The organism is Bradyrhizobium sp. UNPF46 (genome assembly GCF_006658625.1).
Lineage (GTDB): Bacteria > Pseudomonadota > Alphaproteobacteria > Rhizobiales > Xanthobacteraceae > Bradyrhizobium > Bradyrhizobium nitroreducens.
In genome coordinates this window covers 69,668-92,211 of the sequence record NZ_LFJB01000049.1, presented here as the reverse complement: position 1 = coordinate 92,211, position 22,544 = coordinate 69,668, and the positions used below count along the sequence as shown (strand labels likewise).

The 22,544-nt window shown below is 64.3% G+C and carries 22 protein-coding genes; 14 read left to right on the top strand and 8 right to left on the bottom strand.

The window, feature by feature from the left end; all coding sequences use genetic code 11:
* From UNPF46_RS20935 to UNPF46_RS20905, 7 genes are all read left to right on the top strand, one after another.
* The coding region (locus UNPF46_RS20935; RefSeq protein WP_181770034.1) for a SufD family Fe-S cluster assembly protein at positions 1-576 on the top strand (576 nt) is incomplete at its 5' end.
* Between the two features lie 289 nt (positions 577-865).
* Positions 866-1,621, top strand: a complete 756-nt coding sequence (gene sufC / locus UNPF46_RS20930; RefSeq protein WP_142251263.1) for a Fe-S cluster assembly ATPase SufC — start codon at positions 866-868, stop codon at positions 1,619-1,621.
* 11 nt (positions 1,622-1,632) lie between these two features.
* On the top strand, positions 1,633-2,937 hold the full coding sequence (gene sufD, locus UNPF46_RS20925) for a Fe-S cluster assembly protein SufD (RefSeq protein WP_142251262.1): 1,305 nt from the start codon (positions 1,633-1,635) through the stop codon (positions 2,935-2,937).
* Positions 2,934-4,181, top strand: a complete 1,248-nt coding sequence (locus UNPF46_RS20920) for a cysteine desulfurase (RefSeq protein ID WP_142251261.1) — start codon at positions 2,934-2,936, stop codon at positions 4,179-4,181. Before sufD ends, UNPF46_RS20920 begins: the two co-directional genes overlap by 4 nt.
* Positions 4,178-4,549 (top strand): SUF system Fe-S cluster assembly protein, encoded by a 372-nt coding sequence (locus UNPF46_RS20915; protein WP_100180412.1) that lies wholly within the window; start codon positions 4,178-4,180, stop codon positions 4,547-4,549. The genes UNPF46_RS20920 and UNPF46_RS20915 overlap by 4 nt, the downstream gene beginning before the upstream one ends.
* A gap of 63 nt (positions 4,550-4,612) precedes the next feature.
* Entirely contained in the window at positions 4,613-5,023 is a 411-nt protein-coding gene (locus tag UNPF46_RS20910) for a HesB/IscA family protein (protein WP_100180411.1), read from the top strand.
* 159 nt (positions 5,024-5,182) lie between these two features.
* Positions 5,183-5,620 carry a TfoX/Sxy family protein gene (locus UNPF46_RS20905; protein WP_142251260.1) on the top strand — a complete coding sequence of 146 codons (438 nt, stop codon included), beginning with the start codon at positions 5,183-5,185 and terminating at the stop codon, positions 5,618-5,620.
* 123 nt (positions 5,621-5,743) lie between these two features.
* On the opposite strand, the gene fabA is transcribed toward UNPF46_RS20905, so the two are convergent.
* The 4 genes from fabA to UNPF46_RS20885 all read right to left on the bottom strand — a co-directional run bounded on the left by fabA (position 5,744) and on the right by UNPF46_RS20885 (position 10,375).
* Complete coding sequence (gene fabA, locus UNPF46_RS20900; RefSeq protein ID WP_142251259.1) at positions 5,744-6,274, bottom strand: bifunctional 3-hydroxydecanoyl-ACP dehydratase/trans-2-decenoyl-ACP isomerase; 531 nt, start codon at positions 6,272-6,274, stop codon at positions 5,744-5,746.
* A 100-nt stretch (positions 6,275-6,374) separates the two neighbouring features.
* On the bottom strand, positions 6,375-7,442 hold the full coding sequence (locus tag UNPF46_RS20895; protein ID WP_100180409.1) for a GGDEF domain-containing protein: 1,068 nt from the start codon (positions 7,440-7,442) through the stop codon (positions 6,375-6,377).
* Positions 7,443-7,599: 157 nt separating this feature from the next.
* Entirely contained in the window at positions 7,600-9,117 is a 1,518-nt protein-coding gene (locus UNPF46_RS20890) for a DEAD/DEAH box helicase (RefSeq protein WP_100180408.1), read from the bottom strand.
* Between the two features lie 298 nt (positions 9,118-9,415).
* Complete coding sequence (locus UNPF46_RS20885) at positions 9,416-10,375, bottom strand: helix-turn-helix domain-containing protein (RefSeq protein ID WP_100180407.1); 960 nt, start codon at positions 10,373-10,375, stop codon at positions 9,416-9,418.
* A gap of 201 nt (positions 10,376-10,576) precedes the next feature.
* Between UNPF46_RS20885 and UNPF46_RS20880 the strand changes: the two genes are divergently transcribed.
* From UNPF46_RS20880 to UNPF46_RS20855, 6 genes are all read left to right on the top strand, one after another.
* Entirely contained in the window at positions 10,577-12,091 is a 1,515-nt protein-coding gene (locus tag UNPF46_RS20880) for a caspase family protein (protein WP_181770033.1), read from the top strand.
* Between the two features lie 148 nt (positions 12,092-12,239).
* Positions 12,240-12,626 (top strand): hypothetical protein, encoded by a 387-nt coding sequence (locus tag UNPF46_RS20875; protein WP_142251257.1) that lies wholly within the window; start codon positions 12,240-12,242, stop codon positions 12,624-12,626.
* Between the two features lie 333 nt (positions 12,627-12,959).
* Positions 12,960-13,211 (top strand): hypothetical protein, encoded by a 252-nt coding sequence (locus UNPF46_RS38315; protein WP_246668704.1) that lies wholly within the window; start codon positions 12,960-12,962, stop codon positions 13,209-13,211.
* Positions 13,212-13,655: 444 nt separating this feature from the next.
* Positions 13,656-14,903, top strand: coding sequence for an FAD-dependent oxidoreductase (locus tag UNPF46_RS20865; RefSeq protein WP_142251255.1), 1,248 nt, complete (start codon positions 13,656-13,658; stop codon positions 14,901-14,903).
* 179 nt (positions 14,904-15,082) lie between these two features.
* Positions 15,083-15,856, top strand: a complete 774-nt coding sequence (locus UNPF46_RS20860; protein ID WP_142251254.1) for an outer membrane protein — start codon at positions 15,083-15,085, stop codon at positions 15,854-15,856.
* 260 nt (positions 15,857-16,116) lie between these two features.
* The gene (locus UNPF46_RS20855) at positions 16,117-16,836 is read left to right on the top strand and encodes an outer membrane protein (RefSeq protein ID WP_142251253.1); all 720 of its coding nucleotides are present in this window, start codon (positions 16,117-16,119) and stop codon (positions 16,834-16,836) included.
* Between the two features lie 166 nt (positions 16,837-17,002).
* Here UNPF46_RS20855 and UNPF46_RS20850 read toward each other — a convergent pair whose 3' ends face one another.
* From UNPF46_RS20850 to parE, 4 genes are all read right to left on the bottom strand, one after another.
* Positions 17,003-17,773 carry an SDR family NAD(P)-dependent oxidoreductase gene (locus tag UNPF46_RS20850; protein WP_100180402.1) on the bottom strand — a complete coding sequence of 257 codons (771 nt, stop codon included), beginning with the start codon at positions 17,771-17,773 and terminating at the stop codon, positions 17,003-17,005.
* A gap of 21 nt (positions 17,774-17,794) precedes the next feature.
* Complete coding sequence (locus UNPF46_RS20845; protein WP_025036050.1) at positions 17,795-17,980, bottom strand: hypothetical protein; 186 nt, start codon at positions 17,978-17,980, stop codon at positions 17,795-17,797.
* A gap of 424 nt (positions 17,981-18,404) precedes the next feature.
* Positions 18,405-19,187: an outer membrane protein gene (locus tag UNPF46_RS20840; protein ID WP_174719227.1), complete on the bottom strand. Its 783-nt coding sequence runs from the start codon at positions 19,185-19,187 to the stop codon at positions 18,405-18,407.
* 453 nt (positions 19,188-19,640) lie between these two features.
* Complete coding sequence (gene parE / locus UNPF46_RS20835; protein WP_142251252.1) at positions 19,641-21,683, bottom strand: DNA topoisomerase IV subunit B; 2,043 nt, start codon at positions 21,681-21,683, stop codon at positions 19,641-19,643.
* A 273-nt stretch (positions 21,684-21,956) separates the two neighbouring features.
* On the opposite strand from parE, the gene UNPF46_RS20830 reads away from it, so the two are divergent.
* The gene (locus UNPF46_RS20830; protein WP_100180399.1) at positions 21,957-22,487 is read left to right on the top strand and encodes a DedA family protein; all 531 of its coding nucleotides are present in this window, start codon (positions 21,957-21,959) and stop codon (positions 22,485-22,487) included.
* Positions 22,488-22,544: the final 57 nt, after the last annotated feature.

Below are 22,544 nucleotides of genomic sequence, written 5' to 3'. Positions count from 1 at the left end.
GGCGACTGCCGCGGCGACCGCTCCAAGATTTCCTGGACTCAGGTCGAGACCGGGTCCGCAATCACCTGGAAATATCCGAGCTGCATTCTGCGCGGTGACAATTCCAGCGGCGAGTTCTATTCGATCGCGATCTCGAACGGCTTCCAGCAGGTCGATTCGGGCACCAAGATGATCCACCTCGGCAAGAACACGTCGAGCCGGATCATCTCCAAGGGCATCGCCGCCGGCAAGTCGCAGAACACCTATCGTGGCCTCGTCACCGCGCACCGCAAGGCGACCGGCGCGCGCAACTTCACCGCCTGCGACTCGCTGCTGATCGGCGACAAATGCGGCGCGCACACCGTGCCCTACATCGAGGCCAAGAACTCCTCGGCGACGTTCGAGCACGAAGCGACGACCTCGAAGATCTCCGAAGACGTGCTGTTCTACTGCATCCAGCGCGGGCTCAGCCAGGAAGAAGCGGTCGGCCTCGTCGTCAACGGCTTCGTCAAGGACGTGCTGCAGCAACTGCCGATGGAATTCGCGGTGGAAGCGCAGAAGCTGATCTCGATCTCGCTGGAGGGCAGCGTAGGCTAGTTGCGATGTTCCGAAATGTCCCGAGGCCTGTGCTGGTTGGACTGTTCATCCTGGTTCTGTTGCCAATGGGTGCCGGAATCGGATGGGGACTAGCCAGACTGCTCGAGCACATCTCGGGACTTTCGGTTGGATATATAAGTGCGGTCGTGGGGGGCGTTGTTGGCACTCTCGGGGCCGTTCTGTGGGGGGGCGGAGAGGCGGGCAATTTGCTGGGCCTCGGGATGATCTTCACCGAAATAAGGATCCCGCCGCGGCCATCTTGGCTGCCGCCCGATCAAAAGGAAGAATGATGACTGTTCTGCTTGAAGTGAAAGACCTCCAGGTTCGTGTCGAGGAGCGTGAGATCCTCCACGGGCTGACGTTGACCGTGAACGAGGGCGAGGTGCACGCGATCATGGGGCCGAATGGCTCCGGCAAGTCGACGCTCTCGCACGTCATCGCCGGCAAGCCCGGCTATGAAGTCACCGGCGGCCAGATCCTGTTCAAGGGCGAGGACCTGCTGGAGATGGCCGCCGAAGAGCGCGCCGCCAAGGGCGTGTTCCTGGCGTTCCAGTATCCGGTCGAGATTCCCGGCGTCGCCACCATGAACTTCCTGCGCACGGCACTGAACGCCCAGCGCAAGGCGCGCGGCGAGGAAGAATTCTCGACCCCGGACTTCCTCAGGAAGGTCCGCGAGGTCTCGAAGTCGCTGAACATCCCGCAGGACATGCTCAAGCGCGGCGTCAATGTCGGCTTCTCCGGCGGCGAGAAGAAGCGCAACGAGGTGCTGCAGATGGCGTTGTTCGAGCCGAGCCTGTGCATTCTCGACGAGATGGATTCCGGCCTCGACATCGATGCGCTGCGCATTGCGGCCGACGGCGTCAACGCGCTGCGCTCGCCCAAGCGTTCGATGGTCGTCATCACCCATTATCAGCGGCTGCTGAACTACATCGTGCCCGACGTCGTGCACGTGATGTCGAAGGGCCGTGTCGTGAAGAGCGGCGGCAAGGAACTGGCGCTGGAGCTGGAAGCGTCCGGCTACGCCCAGTTCGAGGACGCCGCATAAGGAATTTTGCAATGAACGTTGCTGTGGCAAAGACCGGAAAGGGCCGCGCGGTGAGCGATCTCTTCACCAGCGCCGAGGGCCGGCTGCCGGGTTCGCCCGCGATCACCGCCGTGCGTCGCGAGGCGTTCGAGACCTATGAGCGTCTCGGCCTGCCGCACCGCCGGATCGAGGAATGGAAATACACCGACCTGCGCGCGCTGGTCGGCGAGGTGCTGCCGCTGGCCGCCGCGCCCGATGCGGCCGCGCTGAAGCGCGCCGCGGACGCCGTAAAGGCGCATGCGATCGACGGCGCCCACAAGCTGGTGCTGGTCGACGGCGTGCTCGCGGCCGATCTCTCCGACGTGAAGGCGCTTGCTTCCGAGGCAGGCTTCAAGACTCTGCGAGAGACGCTGGAGAAGGACGCAGGTCTCCTGAAGACCGCGACCGTTGACGCCGTGATCGCGCTGAACGCGGCGATGGCGACCGACGGCGTCGTGCTCTCGATCGCCGACGGCGTCCAGTTGTCCGCGCCGATCCAGATCATTCACATCGCAACCGCCGCATCGGCCTCCGCGTTCAGCCGCTCGCAGGTCGCGGTCGGGAAGGGCGCGCGCGCCACCATCGTCGAGACTTTTGTCGCGGCGGGCGCCAGCGCCTACCAGGTCAACGACGCCGTCATCGTCTCGGTCGGCGACAATTCCGACGTCGCGCATATCCGCCTGATGGACGACGCGCCTGACGCGGTGAACGTGACCTCGCACTTCGTCACCATCGGCGCCAACGTGAAGTACAATTTCTTCAACATGACCACCGGCGCTGCGGTGAGTCGTCTGCAGGGCTTCATCACGTTGGCAGGCGAGGGCAGCGAGCTCTCGGCCAATGGCGTCAATTTGTTGCAGAAGACCGAGCATGGCGACACCACGCTGGTGGTCGACCACGCCGTGCCGAACTGCATCAGCCGCGAAGTTTTTCGCGCGGTGATCGACGATCGCGCTCATTCGGTGTTCCAGGGCCGCATCATCGTCCGTCCCGACGCGCAGAAGACCGACGGCAAGATGATGACCCGCGCGCTGCTGCTTTCGGATGAGGCCGAGGCCGACAACAAGCCCGAGCTCGAGATCTTCGCTGACGACGTCTCCTGCGGCCACGGCGCCACCGCCGGTGCGCTCGACGACAGCCTGCTGTTCTATCTGAAGGCGCGCGGCCTGCCGGAGAAGCAGGCCCAGGCGCTGCTGATCCAGGCTTTCGTGGGCGAGGCGATCGAGCAGATCGCCGACGACAATCTGCGCGAGCACGTGATCGGCATTGCCGAGCGCTGGCTGGAGCGGCGATCATGAGCACGCATCCGGCAGTCAAGAACGGCGCCTATGACGTTGCGCGCGTGCGCCAGGATTTTCCGGCGCTCGCCTTGCAGGTCTACGGCAAGAACCTGGTCTATCTCGACAACGCCGCCTCGGCGCAGAAGCCGAGCGCCGTGCTCGAGCGCATGACGCTGGCTTACACCAGCGAATACGCCAACGTGCATCGCGGCCTGCATTACCTCGCCAATGCCGCGACGGAAGCCTATGAGGGCGGCCGCACCAAGGTGGCGCAGTTCATCAACGCTGCCCGTACCGAGGAAGTGATCTTCACCCGCAACGCGACGGAGGCGATCAATCTCGTCGCCTCGTCCTGGGGCGGGCCGAACATCAAAGAGGGCGACGAGATCGTCATCTCGATCATGGAGCACCACTCCAACATCGTGCCCTGGCATTTCCTCAGGGAGCGCCAGGGTGCCGTGATCAAATGGGCGCCGGTCGACGACGAGGGCAATTTCCTCATCGACGAGTTCGAGAAGCTGCTGACATCGAAGACCAAGCTGGTCGCGATCACGCAGATGTCCAACGCACTCGGCACCATCGTGCCAGTCAAGGACGTCGTCAGAATCGCCCACGCGCGCGGCATTCCCGTGCTGGTCGACGGCAGCCAGGGCGCCGTGCATCTGCCGGTCGATGTGCAGGACATCGGCTGCGACTTCTACGTCTTCACGGGCCACAAGGTCTATGGCCCCACCGGCATCGGCGTGCTCTGGGCCAAGTACGACCATCTCGTCGCGATGCGTCCCTTCAACGGCGGCGGCGAGATGATCCGCGAGGTCTCGCGCGATGTCGTCACCTACGGCGATCCCCCGCATAAGTTCGAGGCCGGCACGCCGGCGATCGTCGAGGCCGTCGGCCTTGGCGCGGCCATCGACTACGTCAATTCGATCGGCAAGGAGCGCATTGCCGCGCACGAGGCCGATCTCACGGCCTACGCCCAGGAGAAGCTGCGCGAGATCAACTCGCTGCGGCTGATCGGCACGGCGCGGGGCAAGGGCCCGGTGATCTCGTTCGAGCTCAAGGGCGCGCACGCCCACGACGTTGCCACCGTGATCGACCGTCAGGGCATCGCGGTGCGCGCCGGCACCCATTGCGTGATGCCGCTTTTAGAGCGGTTCAACGTCACGGCCACCTGCCGGGCCTCGTTCGGCATGTATAATACGCGGGAAGAAGTCGATCATCTGGCACAGGCGCTGTTGAAGGCGCGGGATTTGTTCGCATGAGTGACACGGCCGAAATCAAAGCAAGTCCAATGGAGACCCATTCGGCGCTGCCGCCGGAGGAGACCGAGCGCTTGACCCGCGAGATCATCGCCGGGCTCAAGACCGTGTTCGATCCGGAAATCCCGGCCGACATCTACGAGCTCGGCCTGATCTACAAGGTCGAGATCAAGGACGACCGCTCCGTCGACGTCCAGATGACGCTGACGACGCCGAACTGTCCGGCCGCCGGCGAGCTGCCGACCATGGTCGAGAACGCCGTTGCCAGCGTGCCCGGTGTCGGCGTGGTCGACGTCAAGGTGGTCTGGGAGCCGCCGTGGTCGCCCGAGCGCATGAGCGACGAGGCCCGCCTCGTCCTCAACATGTGGTGACGCGTAACGCCTGCTTTGAATCCTCGGCATTGAATTCGCGCCGCAACGGACCACATCATTGACATGACCCAGATCTCCTCAGGCTCGACCCCAGCATCCGCCCCGAAGCCGCGGCGTCCGCGCCCGCAGGTGATGCGGCTGACGGATGCTGCTGCCCAGCGCATCACCGAGCTGACCCAGCGCGCCGATTCCGAGATCGTCGGCCTGCGCGTCGGCGTCAAGAACGGCGGCTGCGCGGGTCAGTCCTATACGGTCGAATATGCCCACGAGATCCGCCCGACCGACGAGGTCGTCGAGGACAAGGGCGTTAAGATCCTGGTCGACCCCAAGGCCGTGCTGTTCCTGCTCGGCACCGAGATGGACTACAAGGCCGACAAGATGCAGGCCCAGTTCGTCTTCAACAACCCCAACCAGATCTCCGCCTGCGGCTGCGGCGAGTCGGTCGAGCTGCGCCCGGCCAAGATCGACGGGTAAGCGGCTTCTCAATACTCTCGTGTCCCGGACGCGCTGCAGCGCCCTTGCGCTGCTGCGCAGAGCCGGGACCCACGTTATAGTCATCGGTGCAGAAGACTGGGCCCCGGCTCAGCAGCGCATCGTTACACGCTGCGCTGCGTCCGGGGCACGAGGGTGCCCATGGACCGCGAATTCCTGACCGATCTTTTCGCCGATTTCGGCCCCGTCACCATCCGCAAGATGTTCTCCGGCTACGGCATCTCCGCCGACGGAATCAATTTCGCGCTGTCGCTGCGCGCCGGCCTGTTCTTCCGCGCCGACGAGGCGACCATTCCTGATTTCGAGGCGGAAGGCTCAAAACCGTTCCAATATTCGACCCGCGCCAAGACCGTGGTGGTCAACTCCTATTGGGAGCTGCCGGCGCGGCTGTTCGACGATTCCGATGATTTCGTGCGGTGGGCGAGGGCGGCACTCGCCGCCGCCCAGCGCGCCAAGGTGAAGGCGCGGCCGAAGGCGAGGAAGGCTGCGGTGAAGAAGACGGCGAGCAGGCCTGCGAAGAAGATCACGCCGAAGAAGCCCGTAGCGAAAAAGCGGTCGGCCAAGAAGAAGGTCTCGTAGCGGTCGGCCAAGAAGGCAGCCAAGAAGAAGGTCTCGTAGGCTGGGCAAAGCGCAAGCGTGGTGCCCACCAATTGTTAATGTCGTGGGCACGGCGCTTCGCGCCTTTGCCCACTCTACGAGACCTTACTCCACGGCCTTCGTCAAACCGACCCTCATATCCTTGGCCGTGAATACGCAGACGCCATCCGCGAGCACGCGTCCGTCGGCAATTCCGAGCACCAGCTTGCCGCGCCGGACCATGCGCATTGCGACCTCATAGCGCACGCGGCGGACGTTTGGTGTGATTTCGCCCGTGCACTCGACCTCGCCGACGCCAATGGCGCGACCCTTGCCCGGTGAGCCCGACCAGCCGAGCCAATAGCCGACCATCTGCCACATGGCGTCGAGCCCCAACGTTGGCGGCATCAGCGCGTCGCCGCGGTAGTGGCAATCGAAGAACCATTGATCAGGCGCGATGTCGAGCTCGCCGACGACATGGCCCTTGCCGAATTCGCCGCCGTCCATGCTGATTTCCGTGATGCGATCCATCATCAGCATGGGAGGCGCCGGCAATTGCGCATTGCCGGGGCCGAAATAGCCGCCGTCGCTCGATCTCAGCAGCTCGTCCCGCGTGTAGGACGGTTGCGGCGAATGGAAATCGTGGGGGTTGGGCAAGACGACAGGTCCTCGCGGTCAGGCGCCGTGGGCGGCGAGGACCATGTCGTTCGTCAGGTTGGAAAGTCAAGCGCGAGCAATTTGCGGCGAGCTGCGTCCGTCACGCCACCCGGCTGTGGGTCTCGACTGCGTATTCCGGATCGGCTTCGCAGATCACGCGGTTGCGGCCGTTGCGCTTGGCGGCGTAGAGGCAGGCATCGGCGCGCTCGATCAAGGCGTCGGGGTCGTCGCCCGGCTTGAGCATGGAGACGCCGACCGAGATGGTGACGCGGCCGAGGATCTCGCCGGTGGACTTCTTCTTCAATTCCTTGGCCATCACCGCGCGGCGGATGTGGTCGGCCACCGTGAGGGCCTGACGCAGTGCGGTGTTGGGCAGCACGACCGCGAATTCCTCGCCGCCATAGCGTGCGGTGATGTCCTGGCCCTTGATGGTCTGCTTCAGCGACAGGCCGACGAGCCGCAGCACCTGGTCGCCGGTGAGATGGCCGTAGGAATCGTTGAACGACTTGAAGTGATCGATGTCGAACAGGAGCAGCGACAGCGGCTCGCCCGAGGCGAGCGCGCTCTGCACGGCCATGCCGATCATGCGGTCGAAATATTTGCGGTTGCCGAGGCCGGTGAGCGGGTCGGTCAGGCTCTCGGCGCGGATCGCCTCCAGGCTCTGCTGGAGATTGCTGATCTCGTTCTTCGACAGCGTCAGGCGGTCTTCCAGCGCCTTGTTGGTCTCGCGCATCTCGGTGGTGGAACGCAGCAGCGTTTCGACGATCGCCTTGATCTGTTCGCGGCTCTTGGCCGACGACAATTTCGCGGTCGCGCCGGACAGGCTGGCATCGTACGAGCCGGTCATGCCGAGTGCGTCGCTCAAGACCCTCATGACGTCGTCGATCTCGCCGATGACGCGCGCGCCGACCTTGTCGATGCGATCGGTGGTCTTGATGTGGGAGAGATAGGTCTCGTAGATCTGCTCGAGATCGGCTTCGGTCAGCTTGCCGCTGCGCGCCAGCGTCTCGTTGACGATCTTGTTGAGCGGCGCGTTGTAGCCGGTGGCGTAGACGTACCAGATCTCGTAATTGCGGGGAATCGCCGTCTGGCGAAGCGATCGGATCTGACCGAGCGCCACTTCGGCGAACGCCATCGTGCGTTCGTGTTCGTCGAGAACCTTGACCACGGAACATACCCCACAGCGGTCGGTGCGCCGACGACCGCAGCAATGCTTAAATTATGTTCGTAGGCTAACGGACGATCGTGAACGCCCCGTAAATATACGTTCACGAAGCGTCTAAAAACGTGTACTTCCCATTTCCGCAACTGAAACCTGGCGCGCGTCAGGCGCCGGCGGGGGACGAGCGCACGGGCCGGAGCAGGAACGCCGGCAGATGCGAATGATCGCCCGGCTCGGTATCGGCCTCGCGCTGGCGACGGGGCTCGGGACGGCCGATCGAGGGCACATGCGACGGATTGGCCTGCTGGCGCGCGCCGTGACGTGGCTCGGATGATTGCCTGGCTTCGCGGGTGGGCCTTGCCTCGCGCGCGGGCCGTGCTTCGGGGGCGGACCGTGCTTCGGCTGAAGGCTGGGCCTCGCCGCGCGCCTCGCGCGGCTCGTGGCTGCGCTCACGCCGCTCGCCGCGCAGCGGCTTGCCGCGTCCGCCGCGTGAACGTTCGCGGCCACGCGCCTCGCGCGGGCGCTCGGTTCCGTTGGAGGATTCAGTGTGGATTTCAAAATCGCCTTCGGCGCGCGGAATGCTCTGGCCGATCAGCTTTTCGATCGCCACCATCGACTTCTGGTCGAGTGGCGTCACGAGCGAGATCGCCATGCCGGTGCGGCCGGCGCGGCCGGTGCGGCCGATGCGATGGACGTAATCGTCGGCGTGATGGGGAACGTCGAAATTGAAGACGTGGCTGACCTCGGGAATGTCGAGGCCGCGGGCGGCGACGTCGGAGGCAACCAGCAGCGGCAATTCACCCTTTCGGAACTGTTCGAGTGCCGCCGTGCGGGCCGACTGGTCCATGTCACCGTGCAACGCGCCGACACTGAAGCCGTGCTTCTGCAGCGATTTGTGAACGATCGCGACTTCGCGCTTGCGATTGCAGAAGATGATCGCGTTCTTGAGGTCCTTGGCCTCGCGCAGCAGGCGGCGCAGCAGTTCGCGCTTCTCATGCGCCTCGCGCCCGGCAGGTACCTGGGCCTGCGTGACGGTGACGGCGGTGGTGGCGGGCTTGGAGACTTCGACTTTCTGCGGATTGTGCAGGAACGCTTCGGTGATGCGCCGGATTTCCGGCGGCATGGTCGCGGTGAAGAACAGGGTCTGCCGCGTGAACGGGACGAGCTTGCAGATGCGCTCGATGTCGGGGATGAAGCCCATGTCCAGCATGCGGTCGGCTTCGTCGATGACGAGCAGCTCGACGCCGGTGAGCAGGAGGCCACCGCGCTCGGTATGGTCGAGCAGGCGGCCGGGGGTTGCGATCAGCACGTCGACGCCGCGCGTCAGCTTGGCATCCTGGTCTCCGAAGGAGACGCCGCCGATCAGCAGGGCGACGTTGAGCTTCTGGCCCGCGCCGTAGCGGTCGAAGTTTTCCTTCACCTGCGCCGCGAGCTCGCGGGTCGGCTCCAGGATCAGCGTGCGCGGCATGCGTGCCCGGGCGCGACCCTTCTCGAGGATGGTGAGCATCGGCAGCACGAAGGCCGCGGTCTTGCCGGTGCCGGTCTGGGCGATGCCGAGCACGTCCTTGCGTGCGAGGACGTGGGGGATCGCCTGTTCCTGAATGGGGGTGGGGGTGGTGTAACCGGTGGCCGCCACTGCGGCGAGGACTTTTTCGGACAGTCCGAGATTTGAAAAGGACATTGAGCCTCTGGTCGAAACCGCCGTTCGGAATCGAGGGTAATAAGGCTGTCGCGTTCCACCCCGAAACGGCGCGCTCTCAAAGAAGCTGGGGGTGCTGACTCACGCGAACAAAGCGCCAGGCTCAAGAATCGGTCTTCGATCTGAACCGCGTCGACCCGGAACATAGGCGGGAATCGGCCAAAGTCAATGGAGCGGGCGCGGGAAGGCCCTAAAAAACCTGAGGTTTTTACCAAATAGCGGGCGCGACTGGGGTTTTCCGCCCAGCTCGGCGCCCCGCCCGGAGCCGCCAAAACGGCCGCTAGTGCCCCTCCGAGCCCTGCGCCCGAAAGTCACCGGGGGCCATGCCGTAGGCGGCGTTGAAGACCCGGTAATAGGTCGCGAGGCTCTCGAAGCCACAGGAGGCCGCGATATCGGCGATCAACCGCTCGGGCGCCTCGCGCATCAGGCGGCGGCTCTGTTTCAGCCGTTCGTCCGTCACGGTCTGCGAGAAGCTCTTCGCCGCGGTCTCGAACAGCATGTGCAGGTGGCGCACGGAAACCCCGAGCTCGTCGGCCACCGTTGCCGGCGCCAGATCCGGGTCTTGCAGGTGGCGTGCGATCAGGTGGCGGGCCTGCGAGAGGCGGGCGGTCCGCAGCGCGGCCTGTCCGCGCCGGCTGCCGGGCCTGACGATGCCGCGCTCGATCAGGGCGAGGTGGGCGAGGGCCTGGACGAGCGACGTCGCATCATGCGCGCCGTTATGCGCGGCCTCGTTGAGATCGGCAAAGCAGGCCCCGAGCAGGGGCGTCAGGGTGGGATCACCGAACGTCCGGGGCGAAAGCTCGCGCACCCGCTTGTCCTGCGCCGGAATGCTGCTCACGGGGATCTTGAGGATGCGCAGGTGGAAGCCCCCGGCGCCCAGCGGCGCGGTGCGGTAGGGCAGGTCGGTATGGCTGGTGGCGAAGCTGCCGTTGGCGATCGCAAAGTCGCTCCCGCGCATGCCGCCGAACCAGCCGCCGCTGCCGAGCTGCTGGTAGACGCAGATGGCATCTCCCGGCGCGTAGGCGATGTCGGAGATGCTGCGCTCGACCGTGTAGGACGAGGCCTTCAACTCGACGAGGCCGGCGCCGCCGAGCTGGCGCAGCGAGAATTCGCCGAAGAAGTCCGCGCGCCGTTCGCGTTCGAGCTCGGCGGTGACCCCGAACAAGCCCTTGGAGCGCACTTCGCGCCAGTAGTCGAAGCGATCTTTCGGCTCGACCTCGTCGGTACACCAGCGATACACGGCAGCCCCCGCTTGCAGCGCAATTGCCCTAGAAAGAGCAGATTCCGCGGGAATCTGCCATAGCCAGATCATGGAACCGGAGCCGCGGGTCCCTTGAACCGCCGTTACGTCTGGGCCGACTATCACACAGCGGCAGGGGGTCCAATGAACTGCCGTTCGAAGGATGCGGCCTCTCCGCCGTTCTGCAACGGGAAACTTGCGATGACGCGTCGGCTTTTCAGAATTCTGGCGGCCCTTGGCCTCGCGGCGAGCCTCGGCGGCTTTGCGCTTCCCGCTCATGCCGAGAAGCGCGTCGCGCTCGTCGTCGGCAACAACGATTACAGGAACGTTCCAAAACTGCTCAAGGCGGTCAACGACGCTCGCACCATGGGCGATACGCTGAAGCAGCTCGGCTTCTCGGTGATGGTGGCCGAGAACCAGAGCCGGCAGCAATTCTCCGAGACGCTGCTCGCCTTCGACAAGGCGATCGAGCCCGGCGATACCGCGTTCTTCTTCTACGCCGGCCACGGCTTCGAGATCGCGGGCCAGAACTATCTGCTGCCGACCGACGTGCCGGCGGCGACGGAAGGGCAGGAAGAGCTGGTGCGCGACGCTTCCATCCTGGCGGATCGCATCATCGAGCGCCTGCAGAACAAGAAGGCGCGGACCTCGATCCTGGTGTTCGACGCCTGCCGCAACAACCCGTTCGAGCGCAAGGGCACGCGCGCGGTCGCCGGCGCCGGCGGGCTCGCGCCGATGACGCAGCTGCCTGAAGGCGTGTTCTCGGTGTTCTCGGCCGGTCCCCGCCAGACCGCGCTCGATCGTCTGTCCAATGACGACGCCAATCCCAATTCGGTGTTCACGCGCACCTTCGCCAAGGAGCTGCTCAAGCCCGGCGAGAACCTCGTGCAGGTCGCGCAGCGTACCCGCCGAGCCGTCAGTGAGATGGCCGATACCGTGAAGCACAGGCAGGTGCCGGTGTATTTCGACCAGATGGTCGACGACGTCTTCCTCAGCGGGGCGGCGAAGGATGCCGCCGCGCGGCCGGACGATCCGCCGCCGCAGAAGCTCGCGGCGCTCCCGCCGGTGTCGGTGCCGAAGATGCCGAAGGAGGAGGCCACCAATGCGCCGATCGCGAGCTTCTCGCGGCACAATGGCGGCTGGAGCGTGGTGTTCTCCTTTGCCGACCCGACGCTCGGCATTTCCTGGCGCATGGCCGGCAAGGGCGATTTCCGCGAGACCGGCTTCATCGACACGCTCGATCCGCGCACGCGCAAGCGGATGCCGAACCCGTCGATCGAGCTGCCGCCGGATGCGCAGGCCGGCACCATCGAGGTCCGCTATGTCGATCAGTCCGGCGACATGCAGGGGCCGTTCCCGATCCGGTTCGATCCCGAGGCCGCATTGATCCGCGACCAGCGCAAGATCCTGGACATGACGGCGACGAGCTGGCTGTCGTTCCGCGAGTTCAACGGGCTGCTGGTCTACTACACGCACCTCGTGTCCTATCGCTGCGCCATCCGCGAGGTTCGTATCGGTATCGACACCGCCGTGCCCAACCAGGTGCTGAAGATGCCGCCTTGCGACATGCGCGACCCCAGCGCGATCACCGCCGACATGCCGCTCTACATGAAGCTCGCCCCGAGCACCCAGTCCGTCTCGGTGGAGCTGACCTATCGCGACGGCAGCGTGTCGGAGATCAAGAGCTTCCGCAGCGCGAACCGCAGCAACAATTGAGGGCGTTCGGTATCGCCTGCGTCGTGGCCGTTAGAGCGGTGGGGTGATCCAATGAGGTGACGCTCTCCTGACGAGGGTGGCCCTCTGCCTCGAAGGGCGTGGACGGAATTAGATCGCACGGCTTCATCGGCTCGTGCTAACGGCAGGGATGAAGATGATCCAATCGCCTCACTTTTTCTCTTTTGCCGCCATGCTGCTCGCGACGACGCCGACGGTCGCCGCAGAGCAGATGACTGTCGAATTTTCATTCCGGGGATCGCGGGGCTGCAGCAGCCTTTTCCCAAATCCGGAGCTGCGACTGCACAACGTTCCGGCCGGCACGAAGTCGATCCTCATTCAATTTCGCACAGGCAATCGTGAGATGGGGGGCCAGAAAATTGCTCTCCCACCCAAGGGCGTCGTGCCACAGGACAGCATCCGGACCTTTGGCCCATGCGCTCCGGGCGTCTATACCTACGACGTCATCGCCCAATCCGCGACGGGCGAAACGATCGCCAAGGCAGAGAATTCGGAGCCTTTTCCGTTTATGCAATGACCTTCGGTTTCCGAAGCGCGTGAATATTTCGATCTCTGGATTTGGTCCGCACGTCGTTGCGGGCCTTTTTGCTGCCCTGAGAGGGAGCCCACGGGCGAAGGAACAACTCCTTGGTCACCTGGTTTGTTGGTCAAACCAGGGAGACGATCCATGATCCGCAAGTCCATCCTCGTAGCCTTCACATGTGCCGCGCTTTCGACAACCGCTCTTGCGCAGGGAGGCGGTGGGGGCGGAGGAGGAGGCGGTGGTGGTGCGGGCAGCGGCGGCGGTGCCAGTGCCGGTACGGGCACCGGCGGCGCCAGCGCGGGATCTGCGGCCAGCTCAGGAGCCGGAATGGGCACATCACCGAGCAGCGCCAATTCCGGGCCGTCGGCTCCTTCAGGGATGGGGATTCATGGCACCACCACGGGGGCCAACGTCAATACCAACAACAGCCAGAGCAACCCGAACGTTCAGCCGCCGATTGCGAACGGCACGTCGCCGACAGCGGCGCAAGCTGAGCGGAATGCCGGTGTCGGCCATGCGTCCAACGGCTTGCCGATCGGCAGTCCGGGCACCGGGACCAGCAATGAAGATCAGAAATAGCCGGGCGTGTTTTCCACGAAAGGCCCGCGCAGTGCGGGCCTGTTTGTGGCGTGAAGATAGCAATCGGGCCATCCTGAATGGATTGGCCCGATCCGTTCGCCGGTCGCCGCAGGCAAAGCTAGGCCCGCGGCTCGCTCTCTTCCGCGTCGCGGCTCCGGCGGGTGCGCAGATAGACCAGCGCGATGTTGATGGCCAGCCAGGCGGCCACGCCTGCAAGCAACCATGCCACGTTGAACGTTCCCTCTGATTGCCCTTCTGGGTCGTATTCCTCCTTAGCAACAACCGACCGCAGGATTTATTCCCGGGATCGGACCCGCCGGCTTGATCCGAGCTGCCGGCCGGCGTCGGACGTCGCGTATCCAAATTCAGGCGTCAAACAAACGGAATTGGCGCTACGTTGCCTGCCGTCGCATGATCGATACTCGCATCGCGGATCTTGACTGCATGACATCCGACCAACAATCGAACCGAACCAAACGGGTCCGCTGCTGCATCGTCGGCGGGGGACCAGCCGGCATGATGCTCGGCTATCTCCTGGGGCGGGCCGGCATCGAGGTGGTGGTGCTGGAGAAACACGCGGATTTCTTCCGCGACTTCCGCGGCGACACCGTGCATCCCTCGACGCTTCAGGTGATGGACGAGCTCGGCCTGATCGACGGCTTCCTGAAGCTGCCGCATCAGCGCCTGCAGAAGATGGACGGACTGTTCGGCGGTACGCCGGTGCGCATTGCCGATCTTTCCCGGCTCCAAACCAAGTACCCCTTCATCGCCTTCATGCCGCAATGGGATTTCCTGAATTTCCTGCGCGAGGCAGGGCGGCGCTTTGCTTCGCTCGAGGTGATGATGAATACCGAGGCGGTCGATCTGATCCGTCGCGGCGAGACCATCGCCGGCGTGCGGGCAAAGACGCCCGACGGCATCGTCGACATCGAGGCCGATCTCACCATCGCCTGCGACGGCCGGCATTCGACGGTGCGCGAGCGCGCGGGCCTCGCCGTCGAGGAGATCGGCGCGCCGATGGACGTGCTGTGGTTTCGCGCCGGCCGCAAGGCCGACGAGACGGAGAACGTGTTCGCGCGCGTCGAGCCCGGCAAGATGATGATCACCTTCGATCGCGGCGATTATTGGCAATGTGCCTATGTCATCGCCAAGGGACAGCACGAGGCGGTGAAGGCGAGGGGACTGCAGGCTCTGCTCGACGACGTCGTGCGCATGGCGCCGATCCTCAAGGCAGGAATCGCGGACGTGAAGAGCTTTGACGACGTCAAGCTGCTGACGGTTGCGATCAATCGCCTGGCGCGCTGGACGCGGCCGGGCCTGCTGTGCATCGGCGATGCCGCGCATGCGATGTCGCCGGTCGGCGGCGTCGGCGTCAATCTCGCCGTGCAGGACGCGGTCGCGACTGCCAATCTGCTGGCGGACAAGCTGCAGCACGGTTGCCCGTCCGAGGACGAACTCGATGCGGTCCGCCGCCGCCGCGAGTTCCCGGTGAAGATGACGCAGCGCATGCAAAGGGTCGTGCAGAACAACATCATCAGCGGCGCCCTGTACGGCGGCGACCAGCCACTGAAGGTGCCGCTGATCGTGCGCCTCATCACCGCGCTGCCGTGGCTCCAGGGCATTCCTGCGCGGCTGATTGGGCTCGGCGTGCGACCCGAGCACGTGCAGTCGAAGGTAGCCGCGAGATCGTAGCGTCGCAATTTGGTAGGGATAACGCCGCGTTAAATCGCGCGTCCGGCGTTGCGCGTTGGCAACAGCGCCGACGCATCTGCACGTCGGTGCGGGCCGATGCGCCGCGTTAACTCTGTTGATTCCAATTTTAGTAACGTGCGTCTGTGACCGTGCGCCCATCAAAGGACACGGGGTGTACCATGCGTAACAAATTGATTGCCGCCTTCGCCTGCACGACCGCTCTGGTTTCGACGGGCGTGGCCTCCGCTGCCGATCTCGGCACGCGTTACACGAAGGCGCCCGCTTATGTCGAGCCGCTGTTCAACTGGACCGGTTTCTATGTCGGTGGCCACATCGGCGGCGCATGGACCAACGAGCAGTTCATCAACAACGGGAATACGTCGACCTTCGGCGACCTCGGGCCGGGCCAGGGCTTCCGTCAGCGCAACTCGGGTGTCATGGGCGGTGCCCAGATCGGCTACAATTGGCAGGCCAACAACTACGTGTTCGGCATGGAAGGCACCATCTCCGGCCTCGACAACAAGGGCTCGTTCACGAACACCGTATTTGGCCTCGGCCTTGACGATCAGTTCAGCTGGCGCGCCAACGTGCTGGCGACCATCGTCGGCCGTGCGGGCTTCGCGGTGCAGAACAACCTGTTCTACATCAAGGGCGGCTACGCCGGCGTGAACAACCGTCTTTCGGTCGTCGACAACGTGCCCAACCCCTCCACGGGCTCCGGCGGTCAGACTCATTGGCACAACGGCTGGACCCTCGGCGCCGGCTGGGAATATGGCGTCACCCGCAACTGGATCGTCGGTCTCGAATACAATTATGCGGCCTTCGGCAGCCAGACCTATCAGCTCGGCGGCACCTCGGGCAGCTACACCTTCGACACCAAGCCGCGCGACATCCAGTGGGCCGTCGTGCGCGCGAGCTACAAGTTCGACGCACCGGTCATCGGCCGCTACTGAGCACGTCGACGAACGACCAAGCACCAACAAAAGACGAGGACTGCCAAACTTCGAGAGCCCCGGCTTCGCCCGGGGCTCTTTTTTGCGTTCGGGAAACGTCAGGCTGACGGACCTTTGCGTGATTCAAATACCACTTTGTCCCGAATAGCGCACGGGAACCCGCGAGGCGGGCGGATTGGGCCTCGCAACCCGACGGGCGCGACGTATAGAATCATGCTGGACAATTTCAATTTCTTGCATCTTTTTCTGGAGCAACACCGATGAAAAAGGCTTTGGTTTTCGCAGGAGTGATGTCCCTTCTGGTCGGCGCGCCCGGCATCGCGACGGCAGCCGACATGGCGGTCAAGGCCGCGCCCATCGCACCGCCCGTCGCGGTGTATAACTGGACCGGCTTCTACATCGGCGGGTTTGGCGGATATGGCTGGGGCAATCACGATCGTCTCAACGACGCCGGTTTTGCCAATAGCTACAGCTCAAGCGGGCCCATCGCCGGCGGCCTCGCCGGCTACAACTGGCAGATCAGGAATTTCGTGCTCGGTGTCGAAGGCGATCTCGCCTGGGCGGACATCAAGGGCGACGACAATTTCGTGGGCGGCACCCGCGACGAGACCACGCTGCGCTGGGTCGGCACCATTCGCGGCCGCGCCGGCATTGCGTTCAATAAATGGTTGTTCTTTGCGACGGGCGGCTGGGCCTATGGCGAGCAGCGCCACGTGAACACGAATCTCGGCGTCGGCATCGACGCCTTCTCGTCGAACACCAGCGGCTGGACCGCGGGTGCGGGCGTGGAATATGCATTCGCTCCGAACTGGCTCGGCAAGGCCGAGTATCGCTACTACGATTTCGAGCGCTACTCCCGCGGCGGCGCGCCTCCGGCAACGCCCAACGGCAATGTTCCCTACAGCGTCGCCAGCCAGTACCAGACGGTCACGGTCGGCGTCAGCTACAAGTTCGGCGGCCCCGTGATGGCGAAGTACTGATCGCGCGTAGCAAGAGCGTGCGCGCATGAACAGAGCCCCGGCATCCTTGCCGGGGCTCTTGCTTGCTAAAGCGCGATGAGATTTGGATGAAGCGTCATCGCGCTCTAGGTTGTTGTTTGCGCATGATCCTTCCGGAAAACCGCTTCGCACTTTTCCGGATCATGCTTTAGGCCATCACCGAGAAGCCGCCGTCGACGGGGATCGCGGTGCCCGTGACGAAGTTCGACGCGGGTGATGCCAGGAATACGGCGATGCCGGCGAAGTCGTCGATGTCGCCCCAGCGCCCCGCGGGCGTGCGCGCCAGCACCCGCTCGTGCAATCCCGACACCTGCTGCCGCGCGCCGCGGGTGAGATCGGTGTCGATCCAGCCTGGCAGGATCGCGTTGACCTGGATGTTGTCGGGCGCCCAGGCGTTGGCGCAGGCGCGCGTGTACTGCACGATGCCGCCCTTGCTCGCCGCGTAGGCTGTGGCGAAGCTCGCACCGAAGATCGACATCATCGAACCGATGTTGATCACCTTGCCGTTGCCGGACGCCTTCAGGTGAGGATAGGCGAGCTTCGAGCACAGGAAGGCGCTGGTGAGGTTGGTCTCGATCACCTTGTTCCACTCGTCGAGCTCGAGTTCGTGCGGCGGCTTGCGGATGCTCATGCCGGCATTGTTGACGAGGATGTCGATGCGGCCGAGATCCTTCACCACGCGGGCAATCATGGCTTCGATCGCGCTCTTGTCGGTGACGTCGGTCGCGACCGCGAGCGCCTTGACGCCGCGCTGCCTGAGATCTTCGACGGCCGCCTTGGACTTTGCCTCGTTGCGTCCGACCACGGCGATGTCGGCGCCTGCGTCGGCAAGGCCGCGCGCCATGCCGAGGCCGATACCGCCATTGCCTCCCGTGACGATCGCGACCTTGCCGCGGAGATCGAACCGGCTGGATGTCATGCTTGTATGTCCTGGTTTCTTCTATTGGTTGCTCTGCCAGATCAGCACCAGCCCGAAACCGGCCATGGCGGCGCCATAGCCGGCCCATTGCAGCTGGTTGACCATGAAGCTCGATCGCGGCCAGGGAACGGTGCCCGTGCCCTGGCCGATCCAGAGCAGGCCGAGGGCAGTTGCAAACAGGCCTGCGACAAGCAGAAATCTGCGCATGCGTTCCTCCCCATCGGTCCGCTTCCGTCACGGTGCGGCGATGAAGGATCACCGCCGCCGCGAAAGCTTGGGCCCACACTAGAGCGTTTTCGTGCGAAGTGGATACCGGTTCGCGTCAAGAAAACGCGTCAAAACCAGAATCGAGAGCCCCGTTCCGATTCCATCGGAACGGGAGAAGCTCGAGCCGTAGCTTCGGCCCGGATACAATGGCGGCGCCAGCCGCAAGCCGTCGTGCGGGGAGAGAGTCCTCGTCCCCAGGCGAGGAATCGAAGCAGGAGCGATCAGAGATGCTGATGGGGTTTGCGCGAAGCGCCCCTCGCCGAATCGTAGCAGGCCGCGTGAAGCTCAGCGCCTGCTGCTGACGGGCACATAACGAAAAAGCCCCGGCAATGCCGGGGCTTTGACGTTTGATCGTGAGATCAGATCAGTACTTCGCGACGACCGGACCGGTCCAGTTGAAGCGGTAGACCAGCGAGGTCGAGATCGTCTGGTTCCAGCTGTTGGCGCGGATGTCGCGACCGACCAGCGCGTTGGTGCCGTCGACCAGCTCGTTCTGGGTCTTGGCGTTGTAGAAGGACGAACGATACTCGGTCTTCATGAACCAGCCGGGCGAGGTGATGCCGAAGATGTTCAGGCTGTTCTCGACACCGCCACCGATGAACCAGCCGTTACGGTTGTAGCTGTTCAGGTGAATGCCGGCCGGCGTGCCAACAACGTTGGTGAAGTTGGTCTGGCCGAAGTGGGCGCCAGAGTAACCGCCGTTGACGTAGGAGAGAACGTTCGGAGCGACCAGCCAGCCGAGGCGAGCGCCCGCGGCCCAGGAGGTTTCCAGCTTCTGGTTGCCAGTGAGGCCGCCGATCGGATCCTGGATGGTGGCGCGGATGCTGCCGAACTGACCGTCAGCGAAAATACCGGCGACCCAGGTGCCGCTGAACTGCCAGTCGTAACCGGCGCCGACCGTACCGAACCAACCGGAGCCGCCCTGGCGCTGGTCGATCGTCAGCGCGGTGTTGGTTCCCGTGGTCTGGACATGCTGGTCAGCGTTCGAGAGGCCACCGCCGCCACCGCCGAAGACGTAGAAGCCGGTCCAGTTCGCGACGGGCGCCACGACCGGAGCCTTCACGTAGGGACGGGCAGCGAGATCGGCCGCCGAGGCCGAACCGGTCATCGCGGCAACCGCGGTCAGAGCGAGCAAAACCTTCTTCATGTCAAAATCCCCAACCTTGGTCTGTCGTAGCAGGCGCGAGCGCACTGAAGTTCGTTTCATCTGATGAGCGGACTATAGACGTTTCCCGCCGAAATGCTGTTGCCGGGCAGGCACAGTCGCCGGAAAACGCCGGCGGGCGCCCATTTGATGTGCGGCTGCCGGAAACGAGAATAATCAAATAAAATCAAATGGATGAATGATATTTGAGGGATCCTCTTTCGGGTAAGTTTTCATTAGGAAATACCGCTCTGTCCGGAATGGAGGCATCCCCCCGTCCGGCCGGACGCCGTGAGTCGTTGGCCAAGTCGCGGCAACGGGCCGGAGAATCGCCAGTCTTGTGGGTGAGGGCAGGCCTCGACGGCCAAGGCAAAACACAAGGCGGCATCGCCAAACAAAAAAGAGCCTCGGCTCCCCGCCGAGGCTCTCTAACCCGATACGACGGCAGTGGAGACCTTAGACGTCCAGCAATTCGTCGCTGGCGAACTCGGCCTTGTCCGAGATGAAGGCGAAGCGCGCCTCCGCCTTCGTGCCCATCAGCCGCTCCACGGAATCGGCCGTGGTGTCGCGATCGTCGGGCAGCAGCACCACCTTGAGCAGCGTGCGCTTAGCTGGATCCATCGTGGTTTCCTTGAGCTGCGCCGGCATCATCTCGCCGAGGCCTTTGAAGCGGTTCACCTCGACCTTGGCGTTGGCGTTGAACGCGCTCTTGATCAGCTCGTCCTTGTGCTTGTCGTCGCGGGCGTACACCGACTTGGAGCCGTGGGTCAGCTTGTAGAGCGGCGGCACCGCCAGGAAGAGATGGCCCTGGTCGATCAGCGGCCGCATCTGCTGGTAGAAGAAGGTGATCAGCAGGGAAGCGATGTGGGCGCCGTCGACGTCGGCGTCGGTCATGATGATGATGCGCTGGTAGCGCAGATCCTCTTCGCGATATTGCGCGAGCATGCCGCAGCCGATCGCCTGCACGAGGTCGGAGAGCTGGGCGTTCGCCGCCAGCTTGTCCTTGCCGGCGGAGGCGACGTTGAGGATCTTGCCGCGCAGCGGCAGTACGGCCTGGGTCTTGCGGTCGCGCGCCTGCTTGGCGCTGCCGCCGGCCGAGTCGCCCTCGACGATGAAGAGCTCGGAGCCTTCGGTGCCGGCGTCGCTGCAATCGGCGAGCTTGCCGGGCAGGCGCAGCTTCTTGCCGGCGGTCTTGCGCGCCGTCTCCTTCTCCTGGCGGCGGCGCAGCCGCTCCTCGGCGCGGTCGATCACGAAGTCCAGCAGCCGGTTGGCCATGTTCGGATTGCCCGACAGCCAATGGTCGAACGGATCCTTCATCGCCTGCTCGACGATGCGCTGCGCTTCGGCGGTGGCGAGGCGGTCCTTGGTCTGGCCCTGGAATTCGGGCTCGCGCACGAACACCGAGAGCATCACGGCTGCACCCACCATCACGTCTTCCGAGGTGATGGACGAGGCGCGCTTGCCCTGGCCGACGCGCTCGGCGTGATCCTTCAGGCCGCGGAGCAGCGCGCTGCGCAGGCCGGATTCGTGCGTGCCGCCATCGGGAGTGGGGACGGTGTTGGTGTAGGAGGACAGGAAGCCGTCGGCATCCGCGGTCCAGGCCACCGCCCATTCGCAGGCGCCGTGCGCGCCGTTGCGGCCCGACTTGCCGGAGAAGATGTCGGGATGCACCAGCGTGTCGGCGTGGATTGCGGCGGCGAGATAATCCTTCAATCCGCCGGGGAAGTGGAACGTCGCCTCCGCCGGCACGTCCTCGACGCCCTTGAGCAGTTCGGGCGCGCAGTTCCAGCGGATCTCGACGCCGCCGAACAGATAGGCCTTGGAACGCGTCATCTTGAACAGGCGCTGCGGCTTGAACGCGGCCTTGGCCCCGAAGATGTCGGTATCGGGCTTGAAGCGCACGCGCGTGCCGCGGCGGTTGTTGATCTTGCCGAGATCCTCGAGCTTGCCCTTGGGGTGCCCGCGCTCGAACGTCATGCGGTAGAGCCTCTGGCTGCGCGCGACCTCGACCTCGAGCAGGGAGGAGAGGGCGTTCACCACGGAGATGCCGACGCCGTGCAGACCGCCCGAGGTCTCGTACACCTTGCTGTCGAACTTGCCGCCCGAGTGGAGCGTGCACATGATGACTTCGAGCGCCGACTTCTTCGGGAATTTCGGGTGCGGATCGATCGGAATGCCGCGGCCGTTGTCGGTGACTGTCAGGAACCCGTCCGCGCTCAGCTCGACACCGATGAAGGTCGCGTGGCCCGCCAGCGCCTCGTCCATCGAGTTGTCGATGACTTCGGCGAACAGATGATGCAGCGCCTTCTCGTCGGTGCCGCCGATATACATGCCCGGACGGCGCCGTACCGGTTCCAGGCCTTCGAGGACCTCGATGTCGGCCGCGGTGTAATCGGCTTCTCCGCCGCTGCCGCGCGGTGCCGCCTTGGCGGCGCGGGGCTTCGGCTCGTCGCCACCGAAAAAGTCGTCTTTTGCTTTGGGTTTCAACTGCTTGGACATGTATCTTGATGCGTTCCGAGGGCCGCAGGAGCGGCGAATCGATTGGGCCGACTATGCCACTTCTGACCAGGAAAGGTTATCGCAGGGCGGGCCGGGCGGTGTGGTTGGGAGCCAATCCCGGCGATTTTACGCCGCAGGCCCAGCCATTCCCGGCAATTTGACGTCCTCGCCCGGGTCGTGTCGGGTTTTGTGACTTGATGTCACACAACCCCTTGGCTTACCAGTCCTTTTCATCGAGCAGCACCTTGAGACGGGGCGGGAAGGCTATTTTTGATGGAGCAGTTTGCGCACGCCCTGGCCGATTTCGTGCGCGCTCACCAGACTTGGGCGGCTCCGGTCGTGTTCCTGCTCGCTTTCGGGGAATCGCTCGCCTTCATCTCGCTGCTGGTCCCCGCCTGGGGGGCGCTGGTGGCGATCGGTGCGCTGATCGGGGTGAGCGGCATCAGCTTTTATCCGGTCTGGATCGCCGGCGGCCTCGGCGCGGCGCTGGGCGACTGGGTCTCCTACTGGTTCGGCTATCGCTACAAGGAGAAGGTCGCCGAGATGTGGCCGCTCTCGCGCTATCCAGGCCTCTTGCCCCGAGGCGAGGCTTTCGTGCGCAGCTGGGGCATCCCCAGCATCTTCATCGGCCGCTTCTTCGGTCCCTTGCGCGCCTCGGTGCCGCTCGCGGCCGGCATCTTCGAGATGCCCTATTGGAGCTTTCAGGCGGCTAATTTCATCTCCGCCCTGGTGTGGTCCGCCGTGCTCCTGCTGTTCGGCGATGTGCTTGCCAAGATCATGGAATGGATCTGGCGGGTGATCTGACGCTCCAAACCTTGACGAAGACCAGATCCGGCCTTATAGCCCCGCGCCATGATCAAC

What these genes read in the sequence shown, in the direction of transcription:
- sufC (WP_142251263.1), top strand. Translation starts at nt 866, where the DNA reads ATGACTGTTCTGCTTGAAGTGAAAGACCTCCAGGTTCGTGTCGAGGAG.
- sufD (WP_142251262.1), top strand. Translation starts at nt 1,633, where the DNA reads ATGAACGTTGCTGTGGCAAAGACCGGAAAGGGCCGCGCGGTGAGCGAT.
- UNPF46_RS20920 (WP_142251261.1), top strand. Translation starts at nt 2,934, where the DNA reads ATGAGCACGCATCCGGCAGTCAAGAACGGCGCCTATGACGTTGCGCGC.
- UNPF46_RS20915 (WP_100180412.1), top strand. Translation starts at nt 4,178, where the DNA reads ATGAGTGACACGGCCGAAATCAAAGCAAGTCCAATGGAGACCCATTCG.
- UNPF46_RS20910 (WP_100180411.1), top strand. Translation starts at nt 4,613, where the DNA reads ATGACCCAGATCTCCTCAGGCTCGACCCCAGCATCCGCCCCGAAGCCG.
- UNPF46_RS20905 (WP_142251260.1), top strand. Translation starts at nt 5,183, where the DNA reads ATGGACCGCGAATTCCTGACCGATCTTTTCGCCGATTTCGGCCCCGTC.
- UNPF46_RS20890 (WP_100180408.1), bottom strand. Translation starts at nt 9,117, where the DNA reads ATGTCCTTTTCAAATCTCGGACTGTCCGAAAAAGTCCTCGCCGCAGTG.
- UNPF46_RS20880 (WP_181770033.1), top strand. Translation starts at nt 10,577, where the DNA reads ATGACGCGTCGGCTTTTCAGAATTCTGGCGGCCCTTGGCCTCGCGGCG.
- UNPF46_RS20875 (WP_142251257.1), top strand. Translation starts at nt 12,240, where the DNA reads ATGAAGATGATCCAATCGCCTCACTTTTTCTCTTTTGCCGCCATGCTG.
- UNPF46_RS38315 (WP_246668704.1), top strand. Translation starts at nt 12,960, where the DNA reads ATGGGCACATCACCGAGCAGCGCCAATTCCGGGCCGTCGGCTCCTTCA.
- UNPF46_RS20865 (WP_142251255.1), top strand. Translation starts at nt 13,656, where the DNA reads ATGACATCCGACCAACAATCGAACCGAACCAAACGGGTCCGCTGCTGC.
- UNPF46_RS20860 (WP_142251254.1), top strand. Translation starts at nt 15,083, where the DNA reads ATGCGTAACAAATTGATTGCCGCCTTCGCCTGCACGACCGCTCTGGTT.
- UNPF46_RS20855 (WP_142251253.1), top strand. Translation starts at nt 16,117, where the DNA reads ATGAAAAAGGCTTTGGTTTTCGCAGGAGTGATGTCCCTTCTGGTCGGC.
- UNPF46_RS20850 (WP_100180402.1), bottom strand. Translation starts at nt 17,773, where the DNA reads ATGACATCCAGCCGGTTCGATCTCCGCGGCAAGGTCGCGATCGTCACG.
- UNPF46_RS20845 (WP_025036050.1), bottom strand. Translation starts at nt 17,980, where the DNA reads ATGCGCAGATTTCTGCTTGTCGCAGGCCTGTTTGCAACTGCCCTCGGC.
- UNPF46_RS20840 (WP_174719227.1), bottom strand. Translation starts at nt 19,187, where the DNA reads ATGAAGAAGGTTTTGCTCGCTCTGACCGCGGTTGCCGCGATGACCGGT.
- parE (WP_142251252.1), bottom strand. Translation starts at nt 21,683, where the DNA reads ATGTCCAAGCAGTTGAAACCCAAAGCAAAAGACGACTTTTTCGGTGGC.
- UNPF46_RS20830 (WP_100180399.1), top strand. Translation starts at nt 21,957, where the DNA reads ATGGAGCAGTTTGCGCACGCCCTGGCCGATTTCGTGCGCGCTCACCAG.